This is a genomic window from Haloplanus vescus, from assembly GCF_900107665.1.
GTDB lineage: Archaea > Halobacteriota > Halobacteria > Halobacteriales > Haloferacaceae > Haloplanus > Haloplanus vescus.
Genome location: NZ_FNQT01000001.1, coordinates 1,309,258 through 1,327,140 on the forward strand (window position 1 = coordinate 1,309,258; position 17,883 = coordinate 1,327,140).

The 17,883-nt window shown below is 66.8% G+C and carries 20 protein-coding genes; 17 read left to right on the top strand and 3 right to left on the bottom strand.

Annotation, left to right across the window (positions count from 1 at the left end; translation table 11 throughout):
- Positions 1 to 34: 34 nt before the first annotated feature.
- The 12 genes from BLU18_RS07035 to BLU18_RS07090 all read left to right on the top strand — a co-directional run bounded on the left by BLU18_RS07035 (position 35) and on the right by BLU18_RS07090 (position 11,068).
- Positions 35 to 295: a hypothetical protein gene (locus BLU18_RS07035; protein WP_092633309.1), complete on the top strand. Its 261-nt coding sequence runs from the start codon at positions 35 to 37 to the stop codon at positions 293 to 295.
- A gap of 19 nt (positions 296 to 314) precedes the next feature.
- Positions 315 to 896 (top strand): V-type ATP synthase subunit E, encoded by a 582-nt coding sequence (locus BLU18_RS07040; protein WP_092633311.1) that lies wholly within the window; start codon positions 315 to 317, stop codon positions 894 to 896.
- Complete coding sequence (locus tag BLU18_RS07045) at positions 893 to 1,942, top strand: V-type ATP synthase subunit C (protein WP_092633313.1); 1,050 nt, start codon at positions 893 to 895, stop codon at positions 1,940 to 1,942. Before BLU18_RS07040 ends, BLU18_RS07045 begins: the two co-directional genes overlap by 4 nt.
- Positions 1,939 to 2,265 carry a V-type ATP synthase subunit F gene (locus tag BLU18_RS07050; RefSeq protein ID WP_092633315.1) on the top strand — a complete coding sequence of 109 codons (327 nt, stop codon included), beginning with the start codon at positions 1,939 to 1,941 and terminating at the stop codon, positions 2,263 to 2,265. Before BLU18_RS07045 ends, BLU18_RS07050 begins: the two co-directional genes overlap by 4 nt.
- Before the next feature lies 1 nt (position 2,266).
- Entirely contained in the window at positions 2,267 to 4,036 is a 1,770-nt protein-coding gene (locus tag BLU18_RS07055) for an ATP synthase subunit A (protein WP_092633317.1), read from the top strand.
- A 1-nt stretch (position 4,037) separates the two neighbouring features.
- Complete coding sequence (locus BLU18_RS07060; RefSeq protein WP_092633319.1) at positions 4,038 to 5,447, top strand: ATP synthase subunit B; 1,410 nt, start codon at positions 4,038 to 4,040, stop codon at positions 5,445 to 5,447.
- 109 nt (positions 5,448 to 5,556) lie between these two features.
- Positions 5,557 to 7,215, top strand: coding sequence for a bacterio-opsin activator domain-containing protein (locus BLU18_RS07065; RefSeq protein WP_092633321.1), 1,659 nt, complete (start codon positions 5,557 to 5,559; stop codon positions 7,213 to 7,215).
- A gap of 47 nt (positions 7,216 to 7,262) precedes the next feature.
- A complete protein-coding gene (locus tag BLU18_RS07070; protein WP_092633323.1) occupies positions 7,263 to 8,003 on the top strand; it encodes a bacteriorhodopsin in 741 nt (246 codons plus the stop codon).
- Positions 8,004 to 8,106: 103 nt separating this feature from the next.
- On the top strand, positions 8,107 to 8,889 hold the full coding sequence (locus BLU18_RS07075) for a lycopene cyclase domain-containing protein (RefSeq protein WP_092633325.1): 783 nt from the start codon (positions 8,107 to 8,109) through the stop codon (positions 8,887 to 8,889).
- Positions 8,890 to 9,933 carry a Brp/Blh family beta-carotene 15,15'-dioxygenase gene (locus tag BLU18_RS07080; protein ID WP_218124060.1) on the top strand — a complete coding sequence of 348 codons (1,044 nt, stop codon included), beginning with the start codon at positions 8,890 to 8,892 and terminating at the stop codon, positions 9,931 to 9,933.
- A gap of 45 nt (positions 9,934 to 9,978) precedes the next feature.
- Positions 9,979 to 10,659: a V-type ATP synthase subunit D gene (locus BLU18_RS07085; protein WP_092633327.1), complete on the top strand. Its 681-nt coding sequence runs from the start codon at positions 9,979 to 9,981 to the stop codon at positions 10,657 to 10,659.
- Between the two features lie 19 nt (positions 10,660 to 10,678).
- Positions 10,679 to 11,068, top strand: a complete 390-nt coding sequence (locus BLU18_RS07090; RefSeq protein WP_092633329.1) for a DUF6276 family protein — start codon at positions 10,679 to 10,681, stop codon at positions 11,066 to 11,068.
- Here the strand turns inward: BLU18_RS07090 and BLU18_RS07095 are convergent.
- Together BLU18_RS07095 and prf1 are read right to left on the bottom strand one after the other, a co-directional pair.
- Entirely contained in the window at positions 11,065 to 12,288 is a 1,224-nt protein-coding gene (locus BLU18_RS07095; protein ID WP_143025244.1) for a glycosyltransferase family 87 protein, read from the bottom strand. The genes BLU18_RS07090 and BLU18_RS07095 overlap by 4 nt on opposite strands.
- Before the next feature lie 40 nt (positions 12,289 to 12,328).
- Positions 12,329 to 13,573 (bottom strand): peptide chain release factor aRF-1, encoded by a 1,245-nt coding sequence (prf1, locus tag BLU18_RS07100; RefSeq protein WP_092633333.1) that lies wholly within the window; start codon positions 13,571 to 13,573, stop codon positions 12,329 to 12,331.
- A gap of 114 nt (positions 13,574 to 13,687) precedes the next feature.
- Here prf1 and BLU18_RS07105 point away from each other — a divergent pair, with 114 nt between their 5' ends.
- The 5 genes from BLU18_RS07105 to BLU18_RS07120 all read left to right on the top strand — a co-directional run bounded on the left by BLU18_RS07105 (position 13,688) and on the right by BLU18_RS07120 (position 17,197).
- Positions 13,688 to 14,461 carry a nucleotide-binding protein gene (locus BLU18_RS07105; RefSeq protein WP_092633335.1) on the top strand — a complete coding sequence of 258 codons (774 nt, stop codon included), beginning with the start codon at positions 13,688 to 13,690 and terminating at the stop codon, positions 14,459 to 14,461.
- A 39-nt stretch (positions 14,462 to 14,500) separates the two neighbouring features.
- Positions 14,501 to 14,629, top strand: a complete 129-nt coding sequence (locus BLU18_RS15170) for a hypothetical protein (RefSeq protein WP_281241031.1) — start codon at positions 14,501 to 14,503, stop codon at positions 14,627 to 14,629.
- A 76-nt stretch (positions 14,630 to 14,705) separates the two neighbouring features.
- Entirely contained in the window at positions 14,706 to 15,416 is a 711-nt protein-coding gene (locus BLU18_RS07110) for a DUF120 domain-containing protein (protein WP_092633338.1), read from the top strand.
- Positions 15,416 to 16,078, top strand: a complete 663-nt coding sequence (ribB, locus tag BLU18_RS07115) for a 3,4-dihydroxy-2-butanone-4-phosphate synthase (RefSeq protein ID WP_092633340.1) — start codon at positions 15,416 to 15,418, stop codon at positions 16,076 to 16,078. Before BLU18_RS07110 ends, ribB begins: the two co-directional genes overlap by 1 nt.
- 171 nt (positions 16,079 to 16,249) lie before the next feature.
- Positions 16,250 to 17,197 (top strand): branched-chain amino acid transaminase, encoded by a 948-nt coding sequence (locus tag BLU18_RS07120; protein WP_092633342.1) that lies wholly within the window; start codon positions 16,250 to 16,252, stop codon positions 17,195 to 17,197.
- Here BLU18_RS07120 and BLU18_RS07125 read toward each other — a convergent pair.
- The gene (locus BLU18_RS07125) at positions 17,194 to 17,793 is read right to left on the bottom strand and encodes a DUF502 domain-containing protein (RefSeq protein WP_092633344.1); all 600 of its coding nucleotides are present in this window, start codon (positions 17,791 to 17,793) and stop codon (positions 17,194 to 17,196) included. The genes BLU18_RS07120 and BLU18_RS07125 overlap by 4 nt on opposite strands.
- Positions 17,794 to 17,883 lie beyond the last annotated feature (90 nt).

A 17,883-nucleotide genomic window follows, 5' to 3' on the forward strand; every position in this document is an offset into this window, starting at 1 on the left:
GTTCGGAGACTCAAACGGACTCCACACCCCACCAATGTACGAAATTGCAACCCAGCTGGCATCCGTCGCACTGCAGACTGAAGGAGCAGCCGCCCCCGCAATCCCGGCACCGGCCGCCGCGGCACTCGCCGTCGGTCTGGCCGCTCTCGGCGCGGGCTATGCCGAGCGTGGCATCGGTTCGGCCGCCGTCGGCGCTATCACCGAGGATTCGGACCTCTTCGTGCAGGGCCTGATTTTCACGGTCCTGCCGGAGACTCTCGTTATCCTCGCGCTGGTCGTCGTGTTCCTGGTCTGAACACCCCCTCCCTCTCATCATGAGTTTAGACACAGTCGCCGAAGACATTCGAGAAGAGGCCCGCGCGCGTGCGGAGGAAATCCGCGAAGAGGGCGAGGAGCGCGCCGCCGAAATTATCGAGGAGGCCGAGAGCGACGCGGAGGAGATTCACGAGGAGCGAGAAGCCGACGTGGAGCGCGAGGTTCAGCAGCGCCGCGAGCAGGCAATCTCCAGCGCGAAGCTCGAAGCCAAGCAGTCGCGACTCGAAGCGCGACGCGACGCGCTCGAAGAGGTCCGCGAGGAAGTCGAGACGACCCTCACGGACATCGACGGCGACCAGCGCCGCGAGTTGACGGCGGCACTCCTCGACGAGGCTGCGGAGGAGTTCGACGAGGGCGAGTCGGTGTCCGTCTACGGGCGGGCCGACGATCAGGAACTGCTCGAAGACCTACTCGAGGATTACGACGGCTTCAGCGTCGCCGGGGAGTACGACTGCCTGGGCGGCGTCGTCGTCGAGAGCGAGGAGTCACGCGTCAGGGTGAACAACACCTTCGACTCCATCCTCGAGACGGTCTGGGAGGACAACTTGACGGAGCTGAGTGACCGACTGTTCGAGCAATGAGCGCAAGTTCCGGCAGTTCGAACCCGGAGTACGTCACCGCTCGCGTTCGGTCGCGCCGTGCGGCCCTGTTCAGTGACGACGATTATCGGAAACTCGTCCGCATGGGGCCGTCAGAGATTGCCCGGTTCATGGAGGAATCGGAGTACGAGCGCGAAATCAACGCGCTCGGGTCGCGCCACTCCGGTGTCGACCTTATCGAATACGCACTCAACCGCAACCTCGCGAAGCACTTCAACGACCTGCTGGACTGGGCCGACGGTCGGCTCTACGACCACATCGCACGCTATCTCCGGAAGTTCGACGCGTGGAACGTCAAGACGATTCTGCGCGGCATCTACGCCGACGCAGAGCGCGACGACGTCGACACCGACCTCATCCGCGCCGGCGAACTCTCCGACCGCCAACTCGACCGATTGCTCGACGCGGCGACCATGGAGGACGTCATCGAACTGCTCGACGGAACGATGTTCGCGGAGCCGCTCGAAGCGGCCTACGAGGACTACGAGGAGACGGGCGTGCTCGTGCCGTTGGAAAACGCGGTCGACCGCGTCTTCTACGAGCAGTTGCTCTCGGGGCTGGTCGTCAACGAGGCGACCCAGACCTACCGAGAGTTCCTCGAAGCGGAAATCGACTTCCGGAACGCCCGGAACGCGCTCCGACTGGCCCGAAGCGGGGCGGACATCGATCCCTCCGAGTACTTCATCGAGGGCGGGTCGCTGTTCCGTGCGAGCCAGCTGAACACGCTGGCGTCGAACGTCGACGAACTCGTTACCGTCATCCGCGACAGTCGCTACGGTGACCGCCTGGACGCGGCGCTCGACGAGTTCGAACAGGCCGAGAGCCTCATCTCGTTCGAGCAGGCACTTGACGCCGCGTTGCTGGAGTACGCGGACCGACTCGGCGTCGTCCATCCGCTCTCGGTGGCGCCGGTCATCTCGTACATCCTCAAGAAGGAGCGCGAAGTGGACAACATCCGCGCCATCGCCCGCGGACGCGAGGCGGGACTGTCCGAAGAGGAAATCGAGGACGAACTGGTGATTCTATGAGCCAGGAAATCGCCGTCATCGGGAGTTCGGACTTCACCACGGGCTTTCGACTCGCTGGCGTGCGGAAATTCGAGAACGTACCGGACGAACAGAAAGACGACGACCTCGACGAGGCCGTGATGCGGACACTCGACGACGACGACGTCGGCATCATCGTGATGCACGACGAGGACATGTCGCATCTCTCCCGGGAGGCCCGGGAAGCCGTCGAGGGCAGCATCGAACCGGTGCTCGTCACCTTGGGTGGCGGCGCCGGCAGCGGCGGTCTACGCGAGCAGATCAAGCGAGCCATCGGTATCGACCTGATGGAGGAGGAAGACTAACATGAGTCAGGCAGACACGACCGTCCGAGAGGACGGCATCATCGACAGTGTGAGTGGTCCGGTCGTGACCGCCGTCGATCTCGACGCCCGAATGAACGACGTCGTCTACGTTGGCGACGAAGGGCTGATGGGCGAAGTCATCGAGATCGAGGGCGACATTACGACCATTCAGGTGTACGAAGAGACTTCGGGGGTCGGTCCCGGCGAACCCGTCGAGAACACGGGCGACCCGCTGACCGTCGACCTCGGACCGGGACTGCTGGACTCCATCTACGACGGCGTCCAGCGTCCCCTCGACGTGCTCGAGACCAAGATGAACAGCCCCTTCCTCGACCGCGGGGTCGACGCACCCGGCATCGACCTCGAGAAAGAGTGGGAGTTCGAACCCACCGTCGAGGAGGGTGACGAAGTCGGCCGCGGCGACGTGATCGGCACGGTCCCGGAGACGGTGACCATCGAGCACAAGGTGCTCGTGCCCCCGAACGCCCTCGAAGAGGGCGAGACGGCGGAAGTCACCGCTATCGAGAGCGGCGAGTTTACCGTCGACGAGACGGTGGCCGAACTCGACACGGGCGAAGAGATTCGGATGCGCCAGGAGTGGCCGGTTCGTGAGGCACGCCCCGCCGGCGAGAAGCAGACGCCGACGGAGCCGCTCCTGACCGGGCAGCGAGTGCAGGACGGCCTGTTCCCCATCGCGAAGGGTGGGACGGCGGCGATTCCGGGTCCGTTCGGGTCCGGGAAGACCGTCACCCAGCAGCAACTCGCCAAGTGGTCCGACGCGGACATCGTCGTCTACATCGGCTGTGGCGAGCGCGGCAACGAGATGACGGAGGTCATCGAGGACTTCCCCGAACTGCCCGACCCGCAGACGGGGAACCCGCTGATGGCCCGGACGACGCTCATCGCCAACACGTCGAACATGCCCGTCGCGGCACGCGAATCCTGCGTGTACACGGGCATCACCATCGCGGAGTACTACCGCGACATGGGGTACGACGTGGCGCTGATGGCCGACTCCACCTCGCGGTGGGCCGAGGCCATGCGCGAAATCAGTTCGCGACTGGAGGAGATGCCCGGCGAGGAGGGCTACCCGGCCTACCTCGCGGCGCGTCTCTCCCAGTTCTACGAGCGAGCGGGCTACTTCAACAACATCAACGGCACGGAAGGGTCGATTTCGGTCGTCGGCGCGGTCAGCCCGCCCGGCGGCGACTTCTCCGAGCCGGTGACCCAGAACACGCTCCGTATCGTGAAGTGCTTCTGGGCGCTCGACGCCGACCTGGCCGAGCGCCGGCACTTCCCCTCGATCAACTGGAACGAGTCCTACTCCCTCTACCGGGAGCAGCTGGACCCGTGGTTCGAGGACAACGTCGCGGAGGACTGGGCCGAGGTGCGCCAGTGGGCCGTCGACGTGCTCGACGAGGAGGGCGAACTCCAAGAGATCGTCCAGCTCGTCGGCAAGGACGCCCTGCCGGAGGACCAGCAGCTCACGCTCGAAATCGCGCGGTACCTCCGCGAGGCGTGGCTCCAGCAGAACGCGTTCCACGACGTCGACACCTACTGCGAACCCGACAAGACGTACCTCATCCTCACGACGATCAAGACGTTCAACGACGAGGCGTTCGACGCCCTCGAAGCGGGCGTCCCCGTCGAGGAAATCACGAACGTCGATGCCCTGCCGCGCATCAACCGCATCGGCGTGCAGGAAGAGTACGAGGCGTACATGGACGAACTGAAAGACGACATCACCGAGCAGATTCGGGAGCTGTACTGAGATGAAAGAGTACAAAACGATCACCGAGATCAGCGGTCCGCTGGTGTTCGCCGAGGTCGATCAGCCGATCGGCTACGACGAGATGGTGGAAATCGAGACCGCCGACGGCGAGATTCGCCGCGGGCAGGTGCTCGAATCCGAAGACGGCCTCGTCGCCATCCAGGTGTTCGAGGGGACCTCCGGCATCGACAAGAACGCGTTCGTCCGCTTCCAGGGCGAGACGCTGAAGATGGAACTGACCGAGGACCTCCTCGGTCGCGTCCTCTCCGGATCCGGCGAACCGATCGACGGCGGCCCGGACATCGAATACGAGAAGCGAGAGGACATCGTCGGCGCGGCAATCAACCCGTACTCCCGCGAGTACCCCGAGGAGTTCATCCAGACGGGCGTCTCTGCCATCGACGGCATGAACACGCTCGTCCGCGGACAGAAACTTCCAATCTTCTCCGGGTCGGGGCTGCCGCACAACGAACTTGCGCTCCAGATTGCGCGACAGGCGAGCGTGCCCGAAGAGGAAGAGAGCGGCGACGACTCCGAGTTCGCCGTCATCTTCGGCGCGATGGGTATCACGGCCGAAGAGGCCAACGAGTTCATGGACGACTTCGAGCGCACCGGTGCACTGGAACGCTCGGTCGTCTTCATGAACCTCGCGGACGACCCCGCCGTCGAGCGGACGGTCACGCCGCGGATGGCCCTGACGACCGCCGAGTACCTCGCCTTCGAGAAGGATTACCACGTCTTGGTCATCCTGACGGACATGACGAACTACTGCGAGGCGCTGCGCGAAATCGGCGCCGCGCGTGAAGAGGTGCCGGGTCGCCGTGGCTACCCCGGGTACATGTACACCGACCTGGCCCAGCTCTACGAGCGTGCCGGTCGGATTCAGGGTCGTGACGGGTCGGTCACCCAGATTCCGATCCTCACGATGCCGGGCGACGACGACACGCACCCCATCCCGGACCTGACGGGATACATCACCGAGGGGCAGATCTACGTCGACCGCGACCTCAACAGTCAGGGCGTCCAGCCCCCGGTCAACGTGCTCCCCTCGCTCTCGCGGCTGATGGACGACGGTATCGGCGAGGGCCTCACCCGCGAGGACCACGCCGACGTCTCCGACCAGATGTACGCCGCGTACGCGGAGGGTGAAGACCTGCGCGACCTGGTGAACATCGTCGGCCGCGAGGCGCTCTCCGACCGCGACAACAAGTACCTGGACTTCGCCGACGAGTTCGAGAGCGAATTCGTCGACCAGGGCTTCAACACCAACCGCGACATCGGCGAAACCCTCGACATCGGCTGGGACCTCCTCTCGAAGTTCCCGAAAGAGGAACTCAACCGTATCGACGAGGACCTCATCGCGGACTACTACCGCGAAGAGGCCACCGAGGAAGAAGCGACCGCCGACTAACGTCGGCACACACTTCCGTTTCGGCGGAAACGCGCGATTTTTCTGTCCGATCAGTCATCGATTCGACACGCCTCCAAATCCATTTTTCTGGCGCCGTCTGTGAGATAACATGTCAGGGAAGTCAGAGGGAGAGGGGCGTGGCGGGGGAGCGGTGCCCACGGGCGGCGGGGAAGTGACAGCGGTGAGCACCGACGCCGTTGACGAGACGCTGAAGACGCGGACGATGGACGAAGCACCGGTCGGCATCACCATCGCGGACGCGACGATGTCGGACATGCCACTCGTCTACGCGAACGCCGCGTTCGAACGGATGACGGGGTATCCGCCGGCGTACGCGGTGGGGCGCAACTGCCGGTTCCTGCAGGGAGAGGGGACGCGTACAGAGCCGGTCGAGCGGATGCGCGACGCCATCGAGGCCGGCGAACCGACGACGGTCGAACTCCGGAACTACCGCCGGAACGGCGAGCAGTTCTGGAACGAAGTGACCATCGCACCGCTCCGGGACGACGAGGGAGCCATCACTCACTACGTCGGGTTCCAGCAGGACGTGACTCGCCGGAAGCGCGCGGAGCGGGCGGCGGTCCGGTACGCGGCCCGAGTCGAGCGAGAACGGGCGGCTCAGGAATTCCTGTTGGAGCGTCTCGACGGCGTCGTCGCGGACGTGACTGCCGCCGTTGCGGAGGCGCGGCGTCGATCCGACCTCGAAGGCGGCGTGGTCGAGGGATTGGCAGCGACGTACGCGGGGGCGTGGCTGGGGGGGTACGAACCCGCCGACGAGACGCTCCATCGGCGAGCGGTGGCGGGGGAGACACCCGACAGCCGGGACCGAATTTCGCTGGGTGCCGACGCCGAGGACAGGGTCGAGACGGCGGTGGCGCAGTCCGTCGCCGACGGCCGGGTGACAATTCGAGCGCTCGACGACGGGGCCGCACCGACGGCCGTCGCCGCGATTCCCCTCCACTACGGCGATGCGACGTACGGTGCCGTCTGCGTGTTCGCCCGAAGCGACAGCGAGTTCGACGACCACGAGCGGGCGGTGTTGACTGCGCTGGGGCGGACCGTCGCCACCGGAATCAACACGCTGGAGAGCCAGCGGACCCTCCGCGGGTCGGAGGTGGTCGAACTGCAGTTCACGCTGATGACCCACCCGCTGGTCGCAGTCGCCGAGGCGCTAGAAGGTCGGCTGGCGTACGCGGGGCGCGTCGCCGACCGGGACCAGCCGACGGCGTTGTTCGAGTGTGCGGGGGCGACGGGCGAGGCGGTTCGGGCGGCGGTGGGTGAGAACGACGCCGTCGATCTGCTCGCCGTCCTCGTCGACGGCGACGACGGCTGTCTGGTCGAACTGACGGTCACGGCGGACGACCTCCGAACGCTGCTGGCGGACCACGGGGCGGAACTCCGTGCCTTGCGTGCCGAAAGTGGCGTGGCCCGGGCCACCGTCGAGGTGGCGCAGGAATCGCTCGCGCGGTCGATGGCCGACATCGTTCTCGACCGCTTCGACGGGGCAGATCTGGTCGGCTACCGCAACCGCGAGCGCCGAGACGAGACCGATAGGGAGTTCGTCGCCCGCCTGCGCGACGCGCTGACCGACCGCCAGCACGCGGCGCTACTGCGAGCGTACCGGAGCGGCTACTTCGAGTGGCCCCACGAGGCGACGGGCGAGGACCTCGCGTCGGCGATGGGTGTCTGTCGGTCGACGTTCCACGAACACCTGCGGGCGGCCCAGCGGAAACTCATCGAGGCGGTGCTCGATTCGCAGCCCAACTAGTTGTGGACGCCGCTTAGGACGACTGTCTCCCGAGTCGAATCTGCACTATGCCACAACCTGGTAGCGAGGGAATCTGGCTGTGGATCGGCACGCTCGGCATGTTCCTGGGGATGCTGTACTTCATCGTCAGGGGCTGGGGCGAGACAGACCGCCGGCGACAGGAGTTTTACATCGTCACCATATTCATCACCGCCATCGCGTTCGTGAACTACCTCGCGATGGCGCTCGGGTTCGGGTTGACGATGGTGACCGTCGGGGGCGAAGAACTCCCGATATACTGGGCACGGTACACGGACTGGTTCTTCACGACGCCGCTCCTGTTGATCGACCTCGGCCTCCTCGCCGGAGCGAACCGGAACCAACTGTCGGCGCTGGTTGGTCTGGACATGCTGATGATCGGCACGGGCGTCGTCGCGACGCTGTCGGCCGGGACGGGGGTCTTCAGCGAGGGCGCCCGCCGGCTGATCTGGTGGGGCGTCTCGACCGGCTTCCTGCTCGTGCTCCTGTACATGCTGTACGGGTCGCTGGACGAGAAGGCAAGTCAGCTCTCGGGTGACGCCGCCTCGACGTTCAGCACGCTCCGGACGCTGATCGTCGTCGTGTGGTTGGTCTACCCGGTGTGGTGGGTCCTCGGCACCGAAGGGCTGGGAACGATCAGCCTGTACACCGAGACGGCGGGCTTCATGGTGCTCGACTTGGTCGCGAAAGTCGGGTTCGGAATCATCCTCCTGTCGAGTCGGGAGGTGCTCGACGCGGCGGGGTCGACGACCGCTCAGCCGGCCGACTGACCGCGGGACGCCCCGCTGGCGTTCCCGCTCGTGATAGCGTGACCCAAGAATCTATACGGCCGACCGCGCAATCTCGCGCCACGACAGCGGCGAACGCGTATCCATGACCGGCCCAACCTACCTGCAGTTCCACCTCGCCTTCCTCCTCCCCGCGCTGATGCTCATGACCGCGACGGCGTTCGTGAGTCGGTCGCGGCTCCGAGCCGTCGGTCGCTGGCATTTCGGTGCCGACTGGACGTACTGGGGCGGCGTCGCACTCATCGCCGTCGTCGCGCTGGCGTACACGACGCCGTGGGACAACTACCTCATCGCGACGGGCGTCTGGTCGTACGGCGAGGGCAGCACGCTCGCCACCATCGGCTACGCACCGATCGAGGAGTACGCGTTCATCCTCGTTCAGCCGTGGCTGACGGCGCTCTGGCTCTCGCACCTCTCGCTCCCGCGCGGGTTGACGACGCCCTCGAATCCGGTCGGGACCCGAGTCGCCACGACGGGCGTCGCCGTCGCCCTCGGCGTCGCCGGGTGGCGCCTGCTCGGGACCGACGCGACGCTCTATCTCGGCGCGATTCTGGCGTGGGCGGCGCCGGTGCTGGCGCTCCAGTGGGCAGTCGGCGCCCCACAGCTCTGGGCGCGGCGACGCCTCGTCGTCCTCGGGACGCTAGTGCCCACGACGTACCTGTGTGTCGCCGACCGAGTGGCCATCGAGTACGGTATCTGGACGCTCTCGCCCCGATACACGACCGGCGTCGAGATAGCGGGCCTCCCGGTCGAGGAGGCGCTCTTTTTCGTGGTGACGAACCTGTTCGTCGTGCAGGGCCTCGTGCTCTATCGGTGGGTGTTGGACCGGCGAGGCGCGACCGAGGCGGACGACGCGGGCGCGCGGTAGATGCGCCGAGACGACGCGTCGGCGTCGGCCGCGCTGATGCACGCGGTCGGCTGTCGGCCCGCGTGGCTCGTCGTCGCACTACTCACCGCCGGGTCGCTCCTCGTGACGGCGAGCGGCGTCGACCTCGGACTGCCGGCGTGGGCGCCGTACCTCCCGCTGGCGGCGAGTCTGGTCGTCTTCGGCCTCCCGCACGGCGCCGTCGACCACCTCGCGCCGGCCCACGCGGCGGGACGACCGGTGACGCTCCGAGTCTTGGTCGCCGTGGGCGGGTGTTATCTCCTGCTCGGGGGCGCGTACGCGGCGCTGTGGTTCGTGGCGCCGGTGGCGGCCGCAGTCCTGTTCGTCGCGCTGACGTGGCTCCACTGGGGACAGGGCGACCTGTACGCGCTGGACGCGCTCGGGGGGTCGCATCTCGATAGCGCGGGCGTGCGCGCGGGAACAGTCCTTGTTCGGGGTGGCCTGCCGATGCTCGTCCCACTCCTGCGCTACCCCGACGAGTACCGGCGGGTGGTGGACGCGTGGGTGGCGCTGTTCGGCGGCGACCTGCACGCGGGGTGGCTGTGGGCGCCGACGACGCGTGCGGCCCTCGGCGTCGCGTTCGCGGTGCTGACCGGCCTCGTCCTCGCCGCGAGCCATCGCTCCGGTGGGACGTGGCGCCGCGACGCCGCGGAGACGGGACTGCTGTGGGCGTTTTTCCTCGTCGTTCCGCCGTTGGTCGCCGTCGGCGTCTACTTCTGCGTGTGGCACTCGCTCCGTCACGTCGGGCGACTGGCGGCCGTCGACGACCGGGCGCGGGGGGCGTTCGTCGACCGGGGGACGCTCGCGGCGCTGGCGCGGACGGGGTGGAACGCGGTGCCGCTGACCGCCGTCTCGCTCGCCGGCCTCGGTGGCGTGGCCGTCGTCGCGGGCGTCGGGACCGAACCGCGGGTGTTGGCGGCGCTGTATCTCGTCGTCGTCGCCGTGTTGACTCTGCCACACGTCGCAGTGGTGACGTGGATGGACCTCGTGGAGGACGCGGGAATCGGACGGGCGGGCGGCTCGTGAGCGTAAAATAAAAGGTTAACAGGGTCGGTCCACAACGGTCCGACAATGGCCGAGGACGTCAAACCCACGCGCAAGAACCTCATGGCGATAGAGGACCGGATCGAACTCTCCGAGCGAGGCCACGACACGCTCGAACAGAAGCGGGACGGCCTCATCATGGAGTTCATGGACATCCTGGACCAGGCCCAGGACATCCGCGCCGACCTCGACGAGAACTACCAGACGGCCCAGCGCAAGATCAACATGGCGCGAGCCATGGAGGGCGACGTGGCGGTTCGCGGCGCTGCCTCGGCGCTCAAAGAGCACCCCGAGATCACGACCCAGTCGAAGAACATCATGGGCGTGGTCGTCCCGCAGATCGAGTCTTCCCGCGTCAAGAAGAGTCTCGATCAGCGTGGCTACGGCCTGCTCGGCTCCTCGGGCCGCATCGACGAGGCCGCCGACGCCTACGAGGAACTCCTCGAATCCATCATCCTCGCCGCCGAGGTGGAGACGGCGATGAAGAAGATGCTGACCGAAATCGAGACCACCAAGCGCCGCGTCAACGCCCTCGAGTTCAAGCTCCTCCCCGACCTCCACGAGAACAAGGAGTACATCGAGCAGAAACTCGAAGAGCAGGAGCGCGAGGAAATCTTCCGCCTCAAGAAGATCAAGGCCAAGAAGGAAGCAGAGGAGAAGGAAGAAGAAGAAGAGGCTGAAGTCGAAGCCGTCGCCGCAGGCGACTGATAGGCGAACGGTTACAATAATGCCCTGTTCGGCCTGTGGCGCGCGCTCGATTGCCTTCACCGTCCCGGCGGACCTTCGAGCGCACGCACCGGGCGAAGGCGCTGCCGCGACCATCTGTTCTCGCTGTCTTCGGACACAACCTGCCGACGAGGGGGCTGCCGACCCGGAGTTCGACGCCATCCTTCCGGCCTTCCCGAGCGGTGAGGCTGGCGCAGCGCTCGCACTCGCGCTCGGTCTGCTCGACTCACTCGCGCTCCGCCGCGACGGCATCGACGACTGCTGTTCGTACGCGGAGCGGGCGGGCGCGGACGTACTCTTGACGCTCGACCGCCTCGTCGACGCGGAGGACGTGGAGCCACACGTCGACCTGTCGCGTCGCCGCCACCAGTTGGCGGAACTCCTTCGCTAGTCGCGTCGCCCGACCGCCGCCGTCAGCGATTGAACGAAAAGGGGGTCGCCAGCGGCGGCGACGCGAGCGAACGCCAGTCCGACGACGATGAGATTGCCGAAGAGTCCGGGTTGGAGCAACACCTCGGGATACCAGCCGGGTGCGATGGCGCCCAGACCGTGCAGGCCGTAGGAGTGAACTTGGAGGAAGAGGAGGCCGACGACGGGGACGGCCGGACGGCCGTCGAGTCGGTCTAGTTCGGCGGCGACGAGGAGAACGACGGCCGGAACCGCCGCGACGAAGTAGTAGGCGTAGGTGAGCGGCGCGAGGAGAGGGACGGCGGCGAAGCCGAGCGCCGTCGTCTCGCGGCGGGCGTCGGGGGCGGCGCGGACGACGGCGACGACGATGGCGAGGCTGGCGAGCACGCGAATCACCAGTCCGTAGGGGACGCTGTACAGCGGGCGGTAGTACGGCGGGAGCCAGATGGTCGGCGAGCGAGCGGCGCCGCCCTCGCGGACACCCCACGCGAGGACCTCGATGAAGGTACGGTGGGCGTCGACGCCGAAGGCGAGCAGCGAGAGTGCGAGGAGCGCGAGGCCGCCGCCGACGGCGCCGAGGAAGCGCCGCCGGTCCGCGAGCAGGTGTGCGCCGGCGGGCGCGTACGGGAGTTTGACGACGCCACAGCAGGCGGTGAGGACACCGCTCAGATACCCTCGGCCGCGGAGCGACGCCGACGCCGCGAAGGTGAGGAGGGCGCCGAGCGCCCCGGCGGTCTGCCCGAGCTTTATCGACAGGAGGAGCGGGTGGAAGCCGACGAGCACCGGGAGGAGCGCCAGTCGCTCCCACGGGCGAAGCGAGACGCCGAGCGCGCCCACGAGGCGCTGGAGCGCCACCCAGAGAAGGAGCGTCGTCCCCACGGTCCAGACGAGGACGGCGGGTCGGAAAGGCAAGGAGAGCAGCAACGGGGCGAACGCGAGGAGCGCGATAGGCGGGTAGAGGTAGCTGCCGTGGTAGCCGCCGTCCTCGTTTCTGACGTAGAGCGAGTCGCCAGCGACCCAGCGGTCGACGGCGCCGCCGTACGCGCCGAAGTCCCAGAAGCCAAAGCGGGGCGCGATGTCGAGCGCGCGGAGATACCAGTCGACGGCGGGGTAGGTAGCAAGGGCGACGAGCGCGAGGAGGGAGACGGCGGCGAAGACGGGGCGGTCGTCACGGCGAGCGAGAAGTCGTCGCAGGAGGGACATACCGAGGGCGTCGATTCCGACCACCGAAAAAGTAGCTGCTTTAGATGCCGGTAGAGTACCGCAGGATGCCCGCGACACCACCGAAGGCGTTGTGGAGCTGTTCGCCCTTCTCGAAGTCGGTACTGATGAACTTCGTCTCGGTGCCGCGCTGTTCGGCGATATCTATCAGGTGCTCGATGACGTCCTCTCGCTCCTGGACTTCGGCCTCGCTCCCGTCGTCGCACTGGTGGTCGGGGGTGTCGTGGCGGCGGTCGATGACCTCGAACTCCTCCTGCCCGTCGCAGTCGTAGACGACCACGTCCTTGCGGAGGTCCTCGCTGATGAGCAAGCGGTCGACGGAGCCCATGACGAGGTTTCGTCGGGTCTGCTCGAACCCGTAGGTGGCGAGGTCACCGGTGTGGAGGTTCTCGAAGAACTCCTCCATCTGCACCTTGTCTTTCATCACCTCTTGGTCGGCGAGGACCTCCTGCGCGGCGTCGACGAGGTCGTAGAGGCCGGATTCGTCGGTGTAGGACACGTCGAACTTGCCGACGACGTGGTCTTGCAGTTCGTGGTGGAGGTAGTCGCCGTCGAGGAACTCGTCTTTGGTGGGCGAGGGGCCGCCGACGAGGATGCCGTCGAGTTCGTGTCGCTGGGCGACAAACAGGTCGTTCGCCATCTCGGCGACCTCCTGATAGAAGTTGTCGATGGCTTCGAGGCGGAGGCGGGCGAATCGCTGGGCGGACTGGCCACCTTTTCGCTGCTTGCCGGGGACGAGCGACGAGGCGCTCTTGACGGGTTCGACGCGCTTGCCCTTGAGCCAGCCGACGTTCGCCTCGCGTCGGTCGAGGACGATGAGGCCGAACAGCCCCTTGTCCGACAGCATCTCCTCCAGCGGTTCGGTGAGGAAATCGGAGTCGCAGTGATAGCGGAACGACTGGATGGGGTCGGGCGGGCTCTCCAGCACCTTCGTCACCATGTCGGTCTGCCCGCCGCCGGCGTCGACAGCACCGCTGAAGATGACGATGCCGTTGTCCGGGGGGTAGGTGTCGTAGTAGCGGAGACGGTCCTTGATGCTCGTGAGGGCGTCCTGGACGTTCGTCCGGGTCTGTTTGGACTTGATGTTGCTCGCCTCGGAGTGCTCCTGGGTGACGTGGGCGACGACAGAGGAAACCTGCTTGTCCGGCGGGATGTAGATAGTGACGAGTTGGGTGCCGGAGCCCTCGTACTCCTTCAGGTCCTCGATGACCTTTCGGAACTCGTACCTCCGACGGTCGTCGGGGGCGTCCTGCGTGTCGGTACTCATTGGCGTTAATAGTCCGCTCGCGGCTAAGTAATCTTTGACTGGGGACCACGTCGCTTGCCGGTCGGAATCGGGGAGTAGAGTTATATGCCAGTCGGCGGAGGTTCCTGACGACAGATGGGACGGGTGTACGCGGTCGCCAGCGGCAAAGGCGGCGTCGGCAAGACGACGACGGTGGCGAACCTCGGCGCGGCGCTCGCCGCCGGGGGTCACGAGACGGCCGTCGTCGACGCCGACCTCGGGATGGGGAACCTCGCCGGCGCCCTCGGCGTCGACGCCGACGACGGGCCGACCGTCCACGACGTACTCGCGGGACGTGTCACCGCGAGCGAGGCGATACGCGAAGGACCGGTCGGCCTCTCGGTGCTCCCGGCCTCGGCCGATATCGACAAATTCGGCGCCGCCAACCCGACGAACCTCTCGGCCCTGTTCGACGGCCTCGACGCCGAGACGGTGCTCGTCGACACCTCGGCAGGGCTGAGTCACGACAGCATCGAACCGCTCCGCGTCGCCGACGAGATACTGCTAGTCACGACGGCCGAACGGGGCGCACTCGACGACACGGAACGGACCCGCGAGGTGGCGGCGCGGTTCGAAACGCCCGTCGCCGGGGCGGTGGTGACGCGGGTCGACGCCGACGGCGTCGACGAGGCGGTGCGCGTGGTCACCAACCGCCTCGACGTGCCAGTCCGGGAGGCGATTCCCGAAGACGACGCGGTTCGAGAGGCGGCGGAGGCGGGCGAACCGTTGGTCGTCGCGGCACCCGACGCGCCGGCGACGCGGGCGTACCAGCGACTGGCGGCCGACCTCGTCGACGACCCGTCGCTGGCGGCCGCAGAAGAGACCGAGGATTCGGAGCGGACCGGGTTCCTGCGCTGGCTCCTCCGCTGAACGGGAAGTTCTTTGGGGCCGCCGCGACGACACCAACGTATGGCTGAGTCGAACGCGGTCCCGCTGTGGTGGATACTGGTGTTTCTGGTGCTCGCACTCGGACTGGGGGCGTTCGCGGTGTCGTCCGTCGGCGGGTCTCTGGTCGCTGGCGTCGCCCTGCCGGCGTAGGACTCGCTAACTATCACGATTTTGTGATGCATTCCACATTCGATATGCTTATCCGCGACGAGGCGTAAGTCCGGCCATGGCAGAGACCGCAGCGGCGACGACGGTTGGTCCCGACGAACTCGCCGCGTTGAAGCAGGTCGCCCTCGACGGCGGCCTCGACGGTCGGACGAAGCTCTCCTGTTCCGGGCTGGCCGAGCATCTCGACGCGTCGGCCCAGACCGCGTCACGGCGCCTCCAGCGACTCGACGACGCTGGCCTCGTCGACCGGGACGTGCTGGCCGACGGACAGCGCGTCACCGTCACGGACGCGGGCGCGGCCCGCCTCCGGCGCGAGTACGGCGACTACCGACAGCTGTTCGAGTCGGACACCACGCTCGCACTCGAGGGAACCGTGACCAGCGGCATGGGCGAGGGGAAACACTACATCTCGCTGTCGGGGTATATGGCGCAGTTCCGCGACCGCCTCGGCTACGAACCCTTCGCCGGGACGCTCAACGTCGAACTCACGCCCGAGAGCGCGCGGACGCGCGGCGAGATGGCCGCGCTGTCGGCGACGGCGACCCGAATCGATGGCTGGGAGGACGGCGACCGGACCTTCGGCCCGGCGACGTGTTACGCCGCGCGCGTCGAGAGCGACGGCGCGACGTACGACGGCGCCCACGTCATCGTCCCGGAGCGAACCCATCACGACGAGACGCAGCTGGAACTCATCGCGCCGATCAAACTGCGCGAGGTGCTCGACCTGTCCGACGGCGACCGCCTCACGATTCACCTCGGTGACGCGTGATGCAGGGTGAATCGACGGGTGGGCTGGCGCGCGCCATCGAGGCCTTCCGGGCGGGCGAACCAGTACTCGTCCACGATGCCGACGACCGAGAGGGCGAGACGGACCTGCTCTACCCCGCGAGCGCCGTCACGCCCGAGGCGGTGGCGCGTCTCCGTAACGACGGCGGCGGACTCATCTTCGTCGCGTTGACCGACGCCGTCGCGGAGCGGTTCGACCTCCCCTTCCGCCACGAAACGGTCGACCACCCCGCGAACGACCACACCGACCTCGGCTACGACGCCCGCCCCTCGTTCTCGCTGACGGTCAACCACCGCGACGGGTTCACGGGCGTCACCGACAACGACCGGGCGCTGACCATCCGCCGACTGGGCGAGGTGAGCGAGGACGAGTCGTACGGCGTCGACGCCTTCGCCGCGGAGTTCCGGACGCCCGGCCACGTCCATCTCCTGCGCGCGTCGCCGGCCCTCCTCGCTGAGCGTCGCGGCCACACGGAACTCGGGTTGGCGCTGGCCCGCGAGGCCGGCGTCGAACCCGCTGTCGCGGGCTGTGAGATGCTCGACGACGAGACGGGCGAGGCGCTCTCGACGGCCGACGCACGGGCGTACGCCAGCCGACACGACCTGGCGTTCGTCGACGGGGCGACGCTCGTCGGCGGGTTGTAAGCGCCGACTCGCCGGCGAAGCGGTGTGCGAGGAGTACCGGCGAGTGGCCCCCGCACGGAAACTGTTAAGACTGGATTGGGATAACACAGTCACAACTCATGTCGCTCGAGACGATGACTTCTACCGAGGCGACCCAAACGAGTAGCGACCGAGTCACGGGAGGACTGTGAGATGAGCTTCGAAGAGATGCGGGAGGCGGGCGACGTCGACACCATCTGGCTGGACGGCGAGTTCGTCGACTGGGACGACGCCCAGATTCACGTCCTCACCCATGGTCTCCACTACGGCACCGGGGTCTTCGAGGGGGTCCGCTGCTACGACACCGAAAATGGCCCCGCAATCTTCCGCTGGGAAGAACACCTCGACCGCTTTTACGACTCCGGGAAGCCCTACAACCTCGAGATTCCCTTCGACCGCGAGGAACTGACCGAGGCGACGAAGGAACTCATCCGCCGGCAGGAGCTCGAATCGTGTTACATCCGCCCGGTGGCCTACTACGGCTACGACATGCTCGGCCTGAATCCCGAGAGCTGCCCGGAACAGGTGGCCATCGCCGCGTGGCCGTGGGGTGCGTATCTCGGCGAGGACGCACTCGAACAGGGCGTCGAGGTCACCGTCTCCTCGTGGCGCAAGTACGCCTCCTCGCAGATTCCGACCAATGCGAAGACCTCCGGCCCGTACGTCAACAGCGTGCTCGCCAGTCTCGAAGCGAAACGCGAGGGCTACGTCGAGGCACTCCTCCTGAACCAGGAGGGCAACGTCGCCGAGGGGCCGGGCGAGAACCTGTTTCTCGTCCGCGACGGCGAGCTCTACACCCCCGGCCTCGCCGAGGGCATCCTCGACGGCATCACGCGCAACACCGTGATTACGCTGGCGCGCGAACTGGGCTACACCGTCCACGACGACGCGACCATCAGCCGAGGCGAACTCAACAACGCCGACGAGCTGTTCTTCTCCGGCACCGCCGCCGAGGTGACGCCGATTCGGAAGGTGGACAACGTCGTCGTCGGTGAGGGGACCCGCGGACCCATCACCGAAGACATTCAGCAGGCCTTCTTCGACCTCGTCGAACGCCGGACCGACGACCACGACGACTGGTTCGAGTACGTCGACGTCTAATCGTCGTCGGACGGTTCGGCGGGCGTCTCCACGGCGATGTCGATGTGGTCTTCCTCTTCCGCGAACCCAGCGCTGAGGATGCGCGTCAGCGCCTCTTCGACACTTTCGCCCGTCTCCTCGATGCGGTCCGGGTCGACTTCGATGACGAATCCGGTCGTGATGTTCGGCGCCGTGGGCATGAACAGCACTTCCTGCCCGTCGGAGGTGGTCTGTCCCGTCTTGAACGCCGTCATCCGAATGCCCGGCCACGTCTCCAGCCGAACCGGCTTTTGGAGGTCTTCCGTCCCCGTCAGCGCCGTCTCCACCGCGAGTTTCGACGCGTTGTAGAGGACGCGAACGAGCGGCACCCGGTTCATCGCGCTGTCGAGTCCCGATTCGAACAGGCGGCCGGCCGTCGTCCGCATCAGGTAGCCCACCGACAACACCAGCATGGCAAAGACCACGATGGCGACGGGGACGCCGTACTCCGGGGGGAGCGTCCGCACGACGGGCAGGTCGGCAACCTGCGAGTAAAGCCAGTTGAGGACGAACAGGATGACGAAAATCGGCACGAGGACCACCAGTCCGCTGGCCACGTCACGTCTCCACGAAGACATTGTCGGAGTGTGGTGGGGAGGGACCTTCAACGTGGGCCACCCGCGTCGGACCCGTCCCTCTTAACACCCCGCGGCCACCAACGGCGAGGT

What these genes read in the sequence shown, in the direction of transcription:
- BLU18_RS07035 (WP_092633309.1), top strand. Translation starts at nt 35, where the DNA reads ATGTACGAAATTGCAACCCAGCTGGCATCCGTCGCACTGCAGACTGAA.
- BLU18_RS07040 (WP_092633311.1), top strand. Translation starts at nt 315, where the DNA reads ATGAGTTTAGACACAGTCGCCGAAGACATTCGAGAAGAGGCCCGCGCG.
- BLU18_RS07045 (WP_092633313.1), top strand. Translation starts at nt 893, where the DNA reads ATGAGCGCAAGTTCCGGCAGTTCGAACCCGGAGTACGTCACCGCTCGC.
- BLU18_RS07050 (WP_092633315.1), top strand. Translation starts at nt 1,939, where the DNA reads ATGAGCCAGGAAATCGCCGTCATCGGGAGTTCGGACTTCACCACGGGC.
- BLU18_RS07055 (WP_092633317.1), top strand. Translation starts at nt 2,267, where the DNA reads ATGAGTCAGGCAGACACGACCGTCCGAGAGGACGGCATCATCGACAGT.
- BLU18_RS07060 (WP_092633319.1), top strand. Translation starts at nt 4,038, where the DNA reads ATGAAAGAGTACAAAACGATCACCGAGATCAGCGGTCCGCTGGTGTTC.
- BLU18_RS07065 (WP_092633321.1), top strand. Translation starts at nt 5,557, where the DNA reads ATGTCAGGGAAGTCAGAGGGAGAGGGGCGTGGCGGGGGAGCGGTGCCC.
- BLU18_RS07070 (WP_092633323.1), top strand. Translation starts at nt 7,263, where the DNA reads ATGCCACAACCTGGTAGCGAGGGAATCTGGCTGTGGATCGGCACGCTC.
- BLU18_RS07075 (WP_092633325.1), top strand. Translation starts at nt 8,107, where the DNA reads ATGACCGGCCCAACCTACCTGCAGTTCCACCTCGCCTTCCTCCTCCCC.
- BLU18_RS07080 (WP_218124060.1), top strand. Translation starts at nt 8,890, where the DNA reads ATGCGCCGAGACGACGCGTCGGCGTCGGCCGCGCTGATGCACGCGGTC.
- BLU18_RS07085 (WP_092633327.1), top strand. Translation starts at nt 9,979, where the DNA reads ATGGCCGAGGACGTCAAACCCACGCGCAAGAACCTCATGGCGATAGAG.
- BLU18_RS07090 (WP_092633329.1), top strand. Translation starts at nt 10,679, where the DNA reads ATGCCCTGTTCGGCCTGTGGCGCGCGCTCGATTGCCTTCACCGTCCCG.
- BLU18_RS07095 (WP_143025244.1), bottom strand. Translation starts at nt 12,288, where the DNA reads ATGTCCCTCCTGCGACGACTTCTCGCTCGCCGTGACGACCGCCCCGTC.
- prf1 (WP_092633333.1), bottom strand. Translation starts at nt 13,573, where the DNA reads ATGAGTACCGACACGCAGGACGCCCCCGACGACCGTCGGAGGTACGAG.
- BLU18_RS07105 (WP_092633335.1), top strand. Translation starts at nt 13,688, where the DNA reads ATGGGACGGGTGTACGCGGTCGCCAGCGGCAAAGGCGGCGTCGGCAAG.
- BLU18_RS15170 (WP_281241031.1), top strand. Translation starts at nt 14,501, where the DNA reads ATGGCTGAGTCGAACGCGGTCCCGCTGTGGTGGATACTGGTGTTTCTG.
- BLU18_RS07110 (WP_092633338.1), top strand. Translation starts at nt 14,706, where the DNA reads ATGGCAGAGACCGCAGCGGCGACGACGGTTGGTCCCGACGAACTCGCC.
- ribB (WP_092633340.1), top strand. Translation starts at nt 15,416, where the DNA reads ATGCAGGGTGAATCGACGGGTGGGCTGGCGCGCGCCATCGAGGCCTTC.
- BLU18_RS07120 (WP_092633342.1), top strand. Translation starts at nt 16,250, where the DNA reads ATGAGCTTCGAAGAGATGCGGGAGGCGGGCGACGTCGACACCATCTGG.
- BLU18_RS07125 (WP_092633344.1), bottom strand. Translation starts at nt 17,793, where the DNA reads ATGTCTTCGTGGAGACGTGACGTGGCCAGCGGACTGGTGGTCCTCGTG.